This window comes from Gemmobacter megaterium (assembly GCF_900156815.1).
In the GTDB taxonomy this organism is placed as follows: domain Bacteria; phylum Pseudomonadota; class Alphaproteobacteria; order Rhodobacterales; family Rhodobacteraceae; genus Wagnerdoeblera; species Wagnerdoeblera megaterium.
In genome coordinates, this window is record NZ_FTOT01000001.1 from 458,615 (window position 1) to 471,986 (window position 13,372).

The 13,372-nt window shown below is 66.0% G+C and carries 14 protein-coding genes; 11 read left to right on the forward strand and 3 right to left on the reverse strand.

Annotated features, from left to right (window positions below; genetic code table 11):
* Window positions 1–9: 9 nt before the first annotated feature.
* The 3 genes from BW970_RS02100 to BW970_RS02110 all read left to right on the forward strand — a co-directional run bounded on the left by BW970_RS02100 (window position 10) and on the right by BW970_RS02110 (window position 5,260).
* Window positions 10–2,280, forward strand: coding sequence for a xanthine dehydrogenase family protein molybdopterin-binding subunit (locus tag BW970_RS02100; RefSeq protein WP_076528228.1), 2,271 nt, complete (start codon window positions 10–12; stop codon window positions 2,278–2,280).
* A complete protein-coding gene (locus BW970_RS02105; RefSeq protein WP_229740425.1) occupies window positions 2,277–3,347 on the forward strand; it encodes a DUF2235 domain-containing protein in 1,071 nt (356 codons plus the stop codon). The genes BW970_RS02100 and BW970_RS02105 overlap by 4 nt, the downstream gene beginning before the upstream one ends.
* Window positions 3,348–3,517: 170 nt before the next feature.
* Entirely contained in the window at window positions 3,518–5,260 is a 1,743-nt protein-coding gene (locus BW970_RS02110; RefSeq protein ID WP_076528232.1) for an ABC transporter ATP-binding protein, read from the forward strand.
* A gap of 84 nt (window positions 5,261–5,344) precedes the next feature.
* Here the strand turns inward: BW970_RS02110 and BW970_RS02115 are convergent, their stop codons facing one another.
* The gene (locus BW970_RS02115; RefSeq protein WP_076528234.1) at window positions 5,345–5,665 is read right to left on the reverse strand and encodes a phosphoribosyl-ATP diphosphatase; all 321 of its coding nucleotides are present in this window, start codon (window positions 5,663–5,665) and stop codon (window positions 5,345–5,347) included.
* Window positions 5,662–6,423: an imidazole glycerol phosphate synthase subunit HisF gene (hisF, locus tag BW970_RS02120; RefSeq protein ID WP_076529166.1), complete on the reverse strand. Its 762-nt coding sequence runs from the start codon at window positions 6,421–6,423 to the stop codon at window positions 5,662–5,664. The genes BW970_RS02115 and hisF overlap by 4 nt, the downstream gene beginning before the upstream one ends.
* A gap of 46 nt (window positions 6,424–6,469) precedes the next feature.
* On the opposite strand from hisF, the gene BW970_RS02125 reads away from it, so the two are divergent.
* The 3 genes from BW970_RS02125 to rpsI all read left to right on the forward strand — a co-directional run bounded on the left by BW970_RS02125 (window position 6,470) and on the right by rpsI (window position 8,107).
* Entirely contained in the window at window positions 6,470–6,862 is a 393-nt protein-coding gene (locus BW970_RS02125; protein ID WP_076528236.1) for a hypothetical protein, read from the forward strand.
* A 292-nt stretch (window positions 6,863–7,154) separates the two neighbouring features.
* Window positions 7,155–7,619 (forward strand): 50S ribosomal protein L13, encoded by a 465-nt coding sequence (gene rplM / locus BW970_RS02130; protein ID WP_028030564.1) that lies wholly within the window; start codon window positions 7,155–7,157, stop codon window positions 7,617–7,619.
* Window positions 7,620–7,621: 2 nt separating this feature from the next.
* Window positions 7,622–8,107, forward strand: coding sequence for a 30S ribosomal protein S9 (gene rpsI / locus BW970_RS02135; protein WP_076528238.1), 486 nt, complete (start codon window positions 7,622–7,624; stop codon window positions 8,105–8,107).
* A 145-nt stretch (window positions 8,108–8,252) separates the two neighbouring features.
* Here rpsI and BW970_RS02140 read toward each other — a convergent pair whose 3' ends face one another.
* On the reverse strand, window positions 8,253–8,474 hold the full coding sequence (locus BW970_RS02140) for a DUF1127 domain-containing protein (RefSeq protein WP_076529168.1): 222 nt from the start codon (window positions 8,472–8,474) through the stop codon (window positions 8,253–8,255).
* Between the two features lie 90 nt (window positions 8,475–8,564).
* On the opposite strand from BW970_RS02140, the gene BW970_RS02145 reads away from it, so the two are divergent.
* From BW970_RS02145 to BW970_RS02165, 5 genes are all read left to right on the forward strand, one after another.
* A complete protein-coding gene (locus BW970_RS02145; RefSeq protein WP_076528240.1) occupies window positions 8,565–9,950 on the forward strand; it encodes an aminotransferase-like domain-containing protein in 1,386 nt (461 codons plus the stop codon).
* 107 nt (window positions 9,951–10,057) lie between these two features.
* Complete coding sequence (locus BW970_RS02150; RefSeq protein WP_076528242.1) at window positions 10,058–10,315, forward strand: hypothetical protein; 258 nt, start codon at window positions 10,058–10,060, stop codon at window positions 10,313–10,315.
* Window positions 10,316–10,384: 69 nt separating this feature from the next.
* Window positions 10,385–11,272, forward strand: coding sequence for an ABC transporter permease (locus BW970_RS02155; RefSeq protein WP_076528244.1), 888 nt, complete (start codon window positions 10,385–10,387; stop codon window positions 11,270–11,272).
* Window positions 11,269–12,078 (forward strand): ABC transporter permease, encoded by an 810-nt coding sequence (locus tag BW970_RS02160; RefSeq protein ID WP_076528246.1) that lies wholly within the window; start codon window positions 11,269–11,271, stop codon window positions 12,076–12,078. Before BW970_RS02155 ends, BW970_RS02160 begins: the two co-directional genes overlap by 4 nt.
* A 59-nt stretch (window positions 12,079–12,137) precedes the next feature.
* Window positions 12,138–13,211 (forward strand): ABC transporter ATP-binding protein, encoded by a 1,074-nt coding sequence (locus BW970_RS02165; RefSeq protein ID WP_076529170.1) that lies wholly within the window; start codon window positions 12,138–12,140, stop codon window positions 13,209–13,211.
* The last annotated feature ends 161 nt before the right edge of the window (window positions 13,212–13,372 follow it).

A 13,372-nucleotide genomic window follows, 5' to 3' on the forward strand; every position in this document is an offset into this window, starting at 1 on the left:
AGGTCGGTCATGGACACATTCGGCAAGGCACAGGGTGGACGGCGCGAGGATATCCGGTTCCTGACCGGACAGGGCCGCTATGTGGACGATATCGTCCCGGCGGGTGCGCTCTATGCTGCCTTTCTGCGCGCGCCTGTTGCCCATGCCGAGATCCGCGCGCTTGATACGGCGCCAGCGATGGATGTGCCCGGCGTGCGGCTGGTGCTGACCGCCGCCGATCTGGAAGCGGCGGGGATCAAGCTGGGGATGCGCGGCCATGTCGTGACCGGCCCCGACGGGCAACCGGGTGCCGCGCCCGAACGCCCGGTGCTGGCACGGGGCAGGGTGCGCTTTGTCGGTGAACCCGTCGCCTGCATCATCGCCGACAGCCCCGCCGCCGCCCGCGATGGGCTGGAGGCGGTCGCGCTTGATTTCCACGATCTGGATGCCAAGACCGATCTTGCGCCCGGTGGCGCTGCGATCCACCCCGAGGCGCCGGACAATGTGGGCTACCGCTATGAACTGGGCGATGCGGCGGCGGCCGATGCGGCCTTTGCCGCTGCCGCCCACCGGGTCGGGGCGCGCATCGAGGACAACCGCATCATCGCCGCCAGCATGGAGCCGCGCGGCGCCTTTGCCGAATGGCAGGACGGGCGGCTGCACCTGTGCTTCAACGGGCAGGGTGTCTGGGGCCAGAAGGCGCAACTCTGCGCGCATTTCGGCCTTGCCCCCGAGGATGTGCGCGTCACCAACCCCGATGTCGGCGGCGGCTTCGGCATGAAGGCGATGGCCTATCCCGAATATGTCGTCCTGTGCCAGGCCGCGCGGGTGCTGGGCCAGCCGGTGCACTGGATGTCGGACCGCTCCGAGGCGATGCTCAGCGACAATGCGGGGCGCGATCTGGTGTCCGATGTGGAACTGGCCTTCGACGCCGATCTGCGCATCACCGCCTATCGCGTCAACACATTTTCAAACCTGGGGGCCTATAACGCCCAGTTCGGGCAGGGCATCCAGTCGGAGATGTTTTCCAAGGTGTTGACGGGGGTCTATCATATTCCGGTGGCACATCTGGCGGTGAAGGGCATCTACACCAACACCACCCAGGTCGATGCCTATCGCGGCGCGGGCCGCCCCGAGGCGATCTATGCGCTGGAATCGCTGATGGATCATGCCGCCCGTGTGCTGGGGGTGGACAGGTTCGACCTGCGGCAGCGCAACTTCGTGCGCGAATTTCCCTATCGCACCGTCGCGGGGGAAAACTATGACGTGGGCGATTTCTCGGGCCTGCTGGTGCGCCTGATGGCCGAGGGCGATGTCGCAGGCTTTGCCGCCCGCCGTCAAGCCAGCGCCGCGGCGGGCAAGCTGCGCGGCCTTGGGCTTGCCAGCTATATCGAGGCGATCCTTGGCGCCCCGCTGGAACATGCACAGGTCGATTTCGATGCCGATGGCGGCGTCACGATGCGGGTGGGCACCCAGTCGAATGGCCAGGGGCATGAAACGGTCTATGCCCGTTTCCTTGCCGCCGAAACCGGCATTCCCGAAGACCGCATCCGCATCCTGCAAGGCGACAGCGACCAGATCGCCACCGGCGGCGGCACGGGCGGATCGCGCTCTGTCACATTGCAGACGGCGGCGACGCGGGCGACGGTGACGCAGATGCTTGCGGCTTTTGCCGACTTCCTGGCGCCGGAACTGGGGGACACGCCCGCGTTCGACGATGGCGCCTTTCGGGCGGCCGGGGCCAACCGCACCGTCAACCTGCTGGAAGCGGCAGAGCTTGCCCGCGCTGCCGGGCGCAACGACCTGTTGCGCCACCGGGCCGAGGCGCGGATCACCCAGCGGTCCTTTCCCAACGGCGCCCATCTGGCCGAGGTGGAGGTCGATCCCGATACCGGCCATGTCACGGTGGACCGCTATACGATCATGGACGATTTCGGGACGCTGCTTGCCCCCGAACTGGTGCTGGGCCAGGTCCATGGCGGCGTGGTGCAGGGGGTGGGGCAGGTGTTGATGGAACACGTGGTCTATGACGATCAGGGGCAGCCGCTGACCGGCAGCTTCATGGATTATGCCATGCCGCGCAGCACCGATGTGCCCTTCTTCTCGGTCGGCTTCGCGCCGGTTCCCGCCACCGGCAACCCGCTGGGCATGAAGGGCTGCGGCGAGGCGGGCACGGTCGGTGCCATGGCAGCCACCGCCAATGCGGTGCGCGATGCGCTGGCGGGGCAAGGCATCGCCTGGGCCGACATGCCCTTTACCCCCGCCCGCGTCTGGCAGGCGTTGCAGGCCGCGCCCGCGTGATCCGCACCGGGGATATCCTCGACTGGCTGGAACGCCCGCCGGTCCGTGCCACCAGCCCCGAACCGGGGCGCGGACCCGCCACCCATGTGGTGATCCTCGACGGCACGATGTCCTCGCTCGACCCCGGTTCCGAAACCAATGCTGGCATCACCTGGCGCCTGCTGGACGAGGCGCGGGCCACGGCGCGCCTCTCGCTTTACTATGAACCCGGCCTGCAATGGCAAGGCTGGAGCCACGCGCTGGACGTGGCGGCGGGGCGCGGGCTCAACCACCAGATCCGCCGCGCCTATGGCTTTCTTGCCAGCCGCTACACCCCCGGCGACCGCATCTTTCTGTTCGGCTATTCCCGCGGGGCCTATGCGGTGCGGTCGCTGGCCGGGTTGATCGACCGCATGGGCCTGTTGCGGCGCGACGAGGCGACGGAACGCGCCATCCTGCTGCTGTATCGCCACTACCAGACCGACCCCGACAGCCCCGCCGCGCGTCGCCTCGCCCGCCGGCTTTGCCATTCCGACACCGGGATCGAGATGGTCGGGGTCTGGGATACGGTCAAGGCACTTGGGCTGCAACTGCCCGTCATCTGGCGCTTTACCGAAATCCGGCACCGCTTTCACAACCATCACCTTGGCCCGGCAATCCGGCGCGGCTATCACGCGCTGGCCCTGGATGAGACCCGCACCGTATTTGAACCCGTGCTGTGGGACACCCTGCCGGACTGGCAGGGCCGGGTCGAACAGGTCTGGTTCCGCGGCGCCCATGGCGACATCGGCGGGCAGATCGGCGATTTTCTCGACGCCCGGCCGCTTTCGAACATTCCGCTGACCTGGATGCTGGACAAGGCCGAAACCTGTGGCCTGCCGCTGCCGGACGGCTGGCGCGCGCGCTTTCCCTGCGATCCCGCCGCCCCGATGGTGGGGACATGGCGCGCCTGGGGCCGCATCTTTCTGGGGCGCCGCCGCCGGATCGTGGGGCGCGATCTGTCTGAACAGCTTCATCCTACGGCGATGCAGCCGCCCGGCGCCCATACCCCGCCGGAACGCCAGTCACGTTCCATGTCCGCGCCCTGAACAGCGCGCGGATACATGCGGGCGACCGGCCTTGCACGCGGATCCGCATGACCTTGCCGGGGCAAAGCAGGCGCTGGCCATACCAGATGGGGGGCAGACCGGCCCCGCTTGCCCTTTGGGCCTGCGCGCGCTAGGCAGGCAGCCCCGACACCGCGCCCGGAGCCCGCCACATGGCCGACGCCCCCCCCAGACCGCGCCTGTTCGCCCGCCTGTGGTCGGACTATCTGCGCCCCTGGCGCTGGCAGATGGCGCTGGCCTTTGTCGTCCTGCTGATCGAGGGCAGCACATTGGCCCTGCTGGCATGGATGCTTGAGCCGCTGTTCGACCGGGTGTTCGTGGCAGGCGAGGCGGCCGCGATCTGGTGGGTGGGCGGCGCCATCTTCGGCCTGTTCACGCTGCGCGCGATCACCTCGGTGGTGTCCAAGACCTTGCTCACCTCGGTGTCCTTGCGCTCTGCGACCCGGATGCAAGTCGATCTGCTGGCCCGGATCCTGTCGCTGGACGCCCGGTTCTTTCAGGACAACCCGCCCGGCGCGCTGATCGAACGTGTCCAGGGCGATACGCTTGCGGTGCAGGGCATCTGGCAGGTCATGCTGATGGGGATCGGCCGGGATGTGATCGCGCTGGTCTGGCTGCTGGGTGTCGCCTTGATGATCGACCCGCTCTGGACGGCGGCGGCGCTGATCGGGGCGCCGCTGCTGCTGTTGCCGACCCTTGCGATACAGCGCTACATCCGGCGCAAGACGGCGGCGGTCCGGGTGCAATCGGGCGAACGGGCGACCCGGCTGGACGAGGTGTTCCACGGTATCAACACCGTCAAGCTGAACCGGATGGAAGGGTATCAGACCGCCCGCTTTCAAAGGATCGTCAACGGCATCGTCAACGGTCAGGTCAAGATGGCCTTCGGGCAAAGCTTCATTCCGGCGCTGATCGACCTGGTGACGGGCCTGGGCTTTTTTCTGGTCCTCGTCCTGGGAGGACGCGAGATCATCGCGGGCGAGCGCACGGTGGGCGAGTTCATGTCCTTTTTCACCGCGATGAGCCTGACGTTCCAGCCCCTGCGCCGGCTGGGCGCGCTGGCCGGAACCTGGCAGACCGCCGCCGCCAGCCTGGAGCGGATCTACGAGTTTCTTGACCTGCGCCCCATGGTGACGGCGCCCCGGCAGCCGGCTGCGCTTCCTGCCGGGACCACGGTGGAATTCGCGGATGTCCGTCTGTCCTATGGCAGCGCCGAGGTGTTGCGCGGCCTGTCGCTGATCGCACAAGGTGGCGCGCGCACGGCGATTGTCGGACCCTCGGGTGCGGGAAAATCCACGCTCTTTCACCTTTTGACCCGGCTGGTCGATCCGCAAGGTGGTCAGATCACGCTGGGCGGCGTGCCGATCCGTGATCTTGATCCGGCGGCCTTGCGGGGCCTGATCGCGGTGGTCAGCCAGGATGCCTGGCTGTTCGACGAAACCCTGCGCGAAAACCTGACCATGGGGCAGGGAGACATTCCCGACGCGCGGTTGCGCGCTGCGCTGGAGGCCGCGAATGCCGCCGAATTCGTCGACCGCCTGCCGCTGGGCCTGGATACGCCGGTCGGCCCGCGCGGATCGGCCCTGTCGGGAGGGCAGCGCCAGCGGGTGGCGATTGCCCGCGCCATCCTGCGCGATGCGCCTGTGCTGTTGCTTGACGAAGCCACCAGCGCGCTGGATTCCGCCTCGGAACGGCTGGTGACCGACGCGCTGGACCGGCTGTCCCAGGGGCGCACGACGCTGGTGATCGCGCATCGTCTGGCGACGGTGCAGGGGGCGGACCGGATCGTGGTGATGGACGGCGGCCGCGTTGTCGATCAGGGCAGCCATGCCGAACTGCTGGCGCGAGGCGGGCTTTATGCCGAGCTGTGCCGGTTGCAGTTCGCCGAAGGGTGACGGCGGACGGGGGGCCAGCCCCCCGGTGCCGCGTGCCGCGGCACGCCCCCCGGGGTATTTCAGGCAAGATGAAAGGGGGGCGGATCAGCCCTTTGGCCGGGCCGCCTTTTCGGCGAGGCCCGAGGTTCCGTGACGTGCATCCAGCACCGCCATCACCTCGTCCAGCGAGACATCGCGCGCCGCCAGCATGACGAGCAGGTGATAGAGCACATCCGCCGCCTCGGAGGCCAGCCTGTCGCGGTCGCCCCGGACGGCCTCGATGATGGCCTCGATGGCTTCCTCGCCGAATTTCTCGGCGCATTTCTCGGGGCCCTTGGCCAGAAGGCTGGCCGTCCAGGAACTGTCGGGGTCGGCAGATTTGCGCGCCTCGATGGTTGCGGACAGGCGGGTCAGGGTCGCGGTCATGACAGCCGCACCGGGATGCCGGCCGCGGCCATATGCGCCTTGGCCTGACCGATCGTATAGGTGCCGAAGTGGAAGATGCTGGCGGCCAGCACCGCGCTGGCATGGCCCATCGTCACGCCCTCGACCAGATGGTCCAGCGTGCCGACCCCGCCCGAGGCGATCACCGGCACCGTCACGGCATCGGCGATCGCACGGGTCAGCGGCAGGTTGTAGCCGCCCTTGGTGCCGTCGCGGTCCATCGAGGTCAGCAGGATTTCGCCCGCCCCCCTGTCTGCGACGGTGCGGGCGAATTCGACCGCGTCAATTCCGGTGGGTTTGCGCCCGCCATGGGTAAAAATCTCCCACCGGCCCGGCGCGACCGTCTTGGCGTCGATGGCAACCACGATGCATTGCGACCCGAAGCGGTCGGCGGCCTCGGCCACCACATCGGGATTGGCGACGGCGGCCGAGTTGAACGAGACCTTGTCGGCCCCCGCCAGCAGCAGCGCCCGCACATCGTGGTGGGTGCGCACGCCGCCCCCCACCGTCAGCGGCATGAAGCATTGTTCGGCCGTCCGCGTCACCAGATCGAACATGGTGCCGCGATTCTCATGCGTGGCATGGATGTCGAGAAAGCACAACTCGTCCGCGCCGGCGGCGTCATAGGCGCGCGCAGCCTCGACGGGATCTCCGGCGTCGATCAGATTGACGAAATTGACGCCCTTGACCACGCGGCCATCGGCGACATCCAGGCAGGGTATGATGCGGGTCTTGAGCATGATGCGATATAGGGCCATGCAGGAGCAAAGGGCAAGGGAGGCCGCGATGCGGATCATTGTGCTGATACTGGGGCTTGCAGGCTGTGCGACGGCGGTGTCCGCACCTGTCCCGCACCCGCAGGGGCGCACCGCACGGATCGCCGCCGAATGCCGGTTGCTGGAGGTGGCCCATGCCGAAACCCTTGCGCGCGGGCTGGACGCGCCTTCGGATATCCTGGTCGGCTGTCCGGGGCACGAGACGGCGCGCGATACCATGCCGCTCAAGGCGCAATCTGCGGCGCTGCGCCGTGCCAATGCGGCGGTGCTTCCGCCCGATGTCGTGGCCAACGGACCGCAGGCCGCGCGCCTCTACCGCCGCATGATCAGCCGGGGGGTGCCCGAGGCGGTGGCGGCGACGGTTTCGACGGGGGCGTTGCTGCGCGACGCCGCCCGAGGCTGATGACGGGACGCGCGGCCCGATCTATGCCGGGGGGGGGTAAGGCACAGGGCGCCGGTGGGGCATTTCGCTCGGGTTCGGGTCTCTACGCCATGGCCTTCGCCCTTTGTCGGGTGGAGGCCGGTGGCGGAATTTGGCGGATTTGTGTGGTATATTGATACCAATGCGGTTAAGTCATTGATTTAATTGTAGAGAATTAATGCTCGCGGGCTTGACTGTGCATGGGGGATGCGTCATACGGCAGCATCCTTTCACGCCGGGGGCAGGGTCCTCCGCTGCAAGCACAGGCCACACCATGAAAACCTTCACCGCAACACCTGCGGATATCGAGAAGAAGTGGATCCTGATCGACGCCGAAGGCGTTGTTCTGGGCCGCCTCGCCACGATCGTCGCCAAGATCCTGCGCGGCAAGCACAAGCCGACCTTCACGCCGCACATGGACATGGGCGACAACGTGATCGTGATCAATGCCGACAAGATCCAGATGACCGGCGCCAAGCGCGACGACAAGGTCTATTACTGGCACACCGGCCATCCGGGCGGCATCAAGAGCCGTACCGCGCGCCAGATCCTCGAAGGCAACCACCCCGAGCGCGTGGTGACCAAGGCGGTCGAGCGCATGATCAGCCGCAACCGTCTGGGCCGCCAGCAGATGACCAATCTGCGCGTCTATGCCGGGGCCGACCATCCGCACGAGGCGCAGCAGCCCGAAGTGCTGGACGTCAAAGCCCTGAACCCGAAAAACACGCGGAGCGCCTGATCATGTCGGACATCAAATCGCTCGACGACCTGAAGGCCGCTGTTGCGGGCACCTCGGCCGCCGCCCCTGAAGAAGCCCCGCGCGAACCCGTGCGCGACTCGCTGGGCCGGTCCTATGCGACGGGCAAGCGCAAGGATGCGGTCGCTCGCGTCTGGGTCAAGCCGGGCACCGGCAAGGTCATCGTGAACGGCAAGGAAATGGCCGTCTACTTTGCGCGCCCCGTGTTGCAGATGATCCTGAAGCAGCCGTTCCAGATTGCCAATGTCGAAGGCCAGTTTGACGTGATGGCCACCGTTTCCGGTGGCGGTCTGTCGGGTCAGGCCGGTGCGGTCAAGCACGGCATCTCCAAGGCGTTGCAGCTTTATGAACCCGGCCTGCGCGGTGCGCTCAAGGCTGCCGGGTTCCTGACCCGCGACAGCCGCGTCGTGGAACGCAAGAAGTACGGCAAGGCCAAGGCTCGCCGCAGCTTCCAGTTCTCCAAGCGCTGATCCGGTTTTCCGGTTTGTCGAAAGGCCCGCCACTCTGGCGGGCCTTTTGCGTTCTGGATCGGCCGGTCAGATACCTGCCAGAGGTGCAGGCAAAAAAAGAGGGCCGGATTGCTCCGGCCCAGGAAGGGGACTGTGATGGCGGGCGTCAGCCCTGCCAGAAGGGTTTTTGCGCCTCTGTCCGCGCCTCTGTCGGGTCAAGCCCGATGTCGCGCAGCAGGTGGGAATCGAGGCGCCGGATTGCAAGGCGGGTGCGGCGGCGGGTTTCCCAGGCAACCACGGTCAGTGCGATCGCCATGGCGATCCGCGAAAGCGGGGGCAGGGGGCGCATCGCGCTGTCGAAGGCGATGCCCGCAGAAGACGACGGCATCATGATCCACCTTTTGTATTGATACAATCCGAGAAATCTCGTAATGCTATGATACATTGTATTAATGGCAGCCTCCAGAGAAACATTGTGATGAATACAATCTGGACTCCTGATCTGTCCGCCTTTGACGGGCCGAAATATCAGGCACTTGCGCGGGCGCTGCGGGATGCCGTGCGCCGTGGGGAGATGGAGCCCGGCACCCGGTTGCCGACCGTGCGCGATCTGGCCTGGCGTCTGGGAATCACGCCGGGAACCGTGGCGCGGGCCTATCAACTGGCGACGCAGGAAGGACTGGCCGAGGCGGTGATCGGGCGCGGCACCTTCATCGCACAGCCTGCGCGGCCGGGTCCGAAGGTTCCGCTGCATATCGAAACCGACAGCCGGGTCATCGACATGCGCACGCCGCAGTTGCCCGAGGTCGGGCAAAGTGCGGCCATGGCGCAGGCGATGCGGGCGGCTGCCGGGCGGCTGGACGGGGCCTGGTTGGGGTATCCGGCGCAGCGCGACGAGATGCCCCTGCGGCAGGCGGTGTGTGACTGGCTGTCGGACATCGTGCTGGGCCCGGTGCTGCCCGAGGATCTGGCGCTGACGAATGGTGGCCAGCACGGGATCAACGTGGTCATGCAATGCGTCCTGCGGGACGAGCGGCCTGTGGTGCTGACCGAAGATCTGGCCTATCCCGGCTTGCGTCACGCCGCGCGGCTGGTGCGCGCCGAACCCATCGGGGTCGAGACGGACGAGGAGGGGATGCGACCCGACGCATTCGAGGCCGCCTGCCGCCGCCACATGCCCCAACTGGTCTGCCTGACGACCGAGGCACAGAACCCTACAACCGTGCGCATGGGGGTCCAGCGGCGATCCGATCTGGCCGCGATTGCGCGCGCGCATGACGTCTTTGTGCTGGAGGACGATTGCTATTCGGTTTCGGGGGATCATCTTCCTGCCTTTCGCGCGCTTGCCCCGGAACGGACCTTCTATGTCGGCAGCCTGTCGAAATCCGTGTCGCCTGCGTTGCGGCTGGGCTGGGTGCTGTGCCCGACCGGAATGGGAGAGGCGGGTCGCCTGACGGTGCAACATGGCCAGTTTGCCCTGTCGCGCCCCCTGACCGCGATCTGCGAGGAATTGCTGGTCTCTGGCGCGGCGCGGCGATTGCGCGAGGCGGTGCGGGCCGAACTTGCGGTGCGGATCGAGGCAATGGTCAACACGCTGGGCGCCTTCGATCTGGCCTGGCAGGCCGGGTTGCCCTTTGCCTGGCTGCATCTGCCGATTGGCTGGCGGGCCTCTACCTTTGCACGGGCGGCCGAGGCCGAAGGCGTACTGCTGCGGACGGCGGATGAATATGCGCTGGTGCATGGCCGTGCGCCGAATGCCGTGCGCCTTGCCATCTGCGGGACGGTGGCGCGGGGCCGGTTCCAGAACGGCCTTGGCGCGCTGACCCGATTGCTTGCGGCGCCTCCGACGGATCTGCCTGTCTGACCTGTGGCAGGAAAGACTCTAGTCTCGGCGGAATTTCGCGCAGCGATTGACGCATGGGCAGATCACCGCGCACTCTGTGCTGATCGAAGCAGCAACGAGACCAGAACATGGCCAGTTTCGCCTTTCATAGCGCCCGCGGCGCGTCGGATTTCCTCGGCCTGCGCCTTGGTCGGCGTGGACAGACTGAAATCGTCTATGATGATGGCGCGGCCTGCCGCCTTGTCTGGCGCGTGGTCGGCGAGATGCCCGACACGGCTCCGCTGCGCGAGGCGCTACAGACGGCTGTCGGAGAAACACGCGTGTTGCCCGCGCTTTACGCCGAACTGAAACGCCGCGCCATTGCCATCGAGGTTGTCGCGCACTGAATCGCTTTTCATCGTGATCGCCCTGTGCAAGATGGTCGGAACGACAAGAAACGTCCGACAGGGGGCGCCATGAATTCCGAAGGGGTGCTGCACAGGATTCGCCGGTCCGAGGCAGCGAACGGGCTTGCACTTATAAGTCCGCCGGCGATCTATGCCGTGCTATTGCTGGCGGCCCCGTTGGGGTTGCTGTTCGTCTATTCCTTTCTGACCGATGGTTATCTGACCATCCTGTGGGAATTCACGCCGCAGAACTACATCGACGCCTGGACCGATCCGCTGGTGCGCACAGTCATGCTGCGCTCTTTGTGGGTGGCCATGCTGGTGACAATGGTCACGGTGGCCCTGGCCTTTCCGGTGGCCTATTTCGTCAGCTTTCACGTCAAGCCCTCCCGCAAGAGCATGTGGCTGTTCCTGATCACCATTCCGTTCTGGACCAGCTATCTGATCCGGGTGTTCCTGTGGAAAGTGATCCTGGGTTTCAACGGCGTGGTGAACTCTGGCCTGATTGGGCTGGGGATCATCGACGAGCCGCTGACCTTTATCCTTTACAACGTCAATTCGGTGGTGATCACGCTGGCCCATGCCTATGCGCCCTTTGCGATCCTGCCGATCTTTGTGGCGCTGGAAAAGATCGACCGCTCCTTGCTGGAGGCCGGGCAGGACCTGGGCGAATCCCGCATGATGACCTTCTGGCGCGTTACCCTGCCGTTGGCCATGCCGGGGGTGATCGCGTCGGTCCTGATCGTCTTCATCCCGACCATTGGCGATTATGTCACGCCGCAACTGCTTGGCGGGCCAGAAGGACGGATGGTGGCCAACCTGATCCAGTTGCAATATCTGCGGCTTGACAATTATCCGGCAGGCTCTGCCATCGCCATTTCGGCGATGCTGATGGTCACGGCGATCAGTCTGGTCTTCCTGTTCCTGAACCGACGCTTCCTGAGGGGGCCGAAATGACCGGCGGGCGCCTGTTCAAGATCTATGCCATTGCCTATCTGGTGTTCCTTTATGCGCCAATCATGCTGTTGCCGATCTTTGCCTTCAACGACGGCACGATCATTTCCTTTCCGTTGCAAGGCTTCACGACCAAATGGTTCGAGGCCATGTTCGGCAATGCAACCCTGCACAAGGCCGTCAAGAACTCGTTGATCATCGCCAGTTCTTCGGCCGTGCTGGCCACCTGCCTGGGCATCTTCACCGCCCGCGCCGTCACCCGCTACAATTTTCCGGCCAAGGGGGGCATCGTCGGGCTGGTGATGCTGCCGCTGGTGCTGCCGGAAATCATCGTGGCGGTGTCGCTGTTCGGGGTGCTGCTGGGGCTGGGCATCCCGCTGTCGATCTGGACGGTGATCCTGGGCCATGTGCTGATCTGCACGCCCTATACGGTGGCGATCCTCAATTCGGCGTTCCAGTCGCTGGACCGCTCGCTGGAAGAGGCCGCCTATGACCTGGGCGAAAGCCGTTGGTCCACCTTCCGGCTGATCATCCTGCCGCTGGTGGCGCCGGGGATCGTCTCGTCGCTGCTGATCTCCTTCACCATTTCGCTGGATGAATTCATCATCGCCTTCTTCCTGGCGGGAACCGAACCCACGCTGCCTGTCTACATCTTCTCGCAGTTCCGCTTTCCGCAGGCGGTGCCGGTCATCATGGCACTGGGAACCCTGCTGGTGCTGCTGTCCATCGTTCTTCTGGCCGTCGCCGAATATTTCCGCCGCCGTGGGATTGCCAAATCCGGCGGCAAGGATACCGGAGGTTTCCTGTGACCACATCCGCCCCCCCGCTTTCCAAGGTTTCCGAGGCAGAGCGCGCTGCACGCAAGCCGCTGATCGAGCTGGAGAATATCCAGAAGTACTATGGCGATTACCACGCGCTGCGCGGCATCACGGCAACGATCCGGCAAGGCGAGTTCTTTTCGCTGCTGGGCCCCTCGGGCTGCGGCAAGACCACGCTTCTGCGCACCATCGCGGGGTTCGAGGATGTGTCCTCGGGCGTTCTCCGGATCGACGGGCGCAGCATGGACGGGGTGCCCGCAAACCGTCGCCCGACGAACATGGTGTTCCAGTCCTACGCCATCTTCCCGCATCTGACGGTGGAACAGAACGTCGGCTTCGGCCTGCGCCGCGATCCGCGATCCAGGGCCGACAAGGACCGCGCCGTGCAAGAGGCGCTGGAGATGGTGGGCCTCAAGGGCTATGGCAAGCGCGCCGCACATGCCATGTCTGGCGGCCAACGCCAGCGGGTGGCGCTGGCCCGCGCGCTGATCCTGAAGCCCAAGGTGCTGCTGCTGGACGAGCCGCTCTCGGCACTCGACAAGAAGATGCGCGAGCAGATGCAGGTGGAGCTGATCAAGCTGCAACGCCAGGTCGGCATCACCTTCATTCTGGTGACGCATGATCAGGAAGAGGCGCTGGTCATGTCCGACCGCATCGCGGTGATGTTCGAAGGCCAGATCGCCCAGCTGGATGATCCCGAAACGCTGTATCGTCTGCCCAGGTCGCGGCAGGTGGCGGATTTCATCGGCACGATGAACTTCCTCCCCGCCACCATCGCCACCACGACGGTGGATGGCTTTGACGTCGAGGTGGCCGGGCTTGGCAACTGCCACATCGCCGCGCGCCAGTCGCCCGGCGCGGCGACGGGCGAGGTGTCGGTGGGCTTCCGCCCAGAAACGCTGACGCTGCTCTACGAAGGCCAGACGGCGACCGACCGCGAAAGCCCCGGCGTGATCGAGGAGGTCGTCTACTACGGCGACATGACCTATTACGACGTCAGGCTGGATGGCGTGGCCGCCCCGGTGCGCCTGTCGATGCGCAACGTCTTTGGCCGCCCGGTGCTGGATCGCGGCACCCGGACCCGCGTGGCCTGGTCGCCTGGCGCGCTGGTGCTGTTTCGCTGATCGGGCAGGGCGGCTGCCGCCCGGCGCTGTGCTGCTGACAGGGGGGGCGGCCTGCGCGCCGCCCCGTTCGCGTCGGCCCGGAGTGCTGCCGGAACGGGGTTCGAGATCACTGTGCAGGCCGGTGAAAAATCCTGCAAATTCCGCCTTCAACCGCTTGACGC